Source organism: Dellaglioa sp. CoH-57-MRSF-18 (assembly GCF_056781995.1).
The window spans coordinates 1-525 of sequence record NZ_JBXAXX010000060.1 but is presented as its reverse complement, the minus strand read 5'-3'; the positions used below and the strand labels follow the sequence as shown (position 1 = coordinate 525).

Annotated in this window: 1 pseudogene; it reads right to left on the bottom strand. The window is 59.4% G+C overall.

Annotation, left to right across the window (positions count from 1 at the left end):
• Positions 1-525 (bottom strand): annotated as a pseudogene (locus AC1RPG_RS08050) (hypothetical protein); the annotation flags it as partial.

Below are 525 nucleotides of genomic sequence, written 5' to 3'. Positions count from 1 at the left end.
GAGGTTCATGAACGAGATGCTCAGTTCCACAAAATCGCTTTGAGTCAGCGACTTGCGGGAAAGCAGGGCCTCGACAATAGCCGTGTAGTAATCACGGTTCTCCTGAATCGTGGTCTTGGCTCGCACCAGCTGTTCGGCCAGAATAGCCGCGATCCGCTCGTCCGACTCGTCGTAGGCGTTGACCGAATACGGTGCATAACCAGTCACATGCTTATCGACGCGCGCGATATTGCCGTCAAAGCCCCAGTGACGCGTGTACTGACCCGCGAGCTGCGTGGCTTTCCCGATATCGGATGCGGCCCCCGACGACGAGAAGGTTTGGCCAAACACCAGCTCTTCGGCCGCGCGGCCCGCGAGCAACACGCAAATCTCGTCCAGAACGTTCTGCTTCGACATGATATCCTCGCCCTCGACCACGGGCATCATGTAACCGCCCTTGAACGATGCGACGTTCACCTTCAGCTCGAACGGAGCAACGCGCTTCAGCAGCGCGTAGACCAGAGCGTGGCCCGCTTCGTGCGCCGC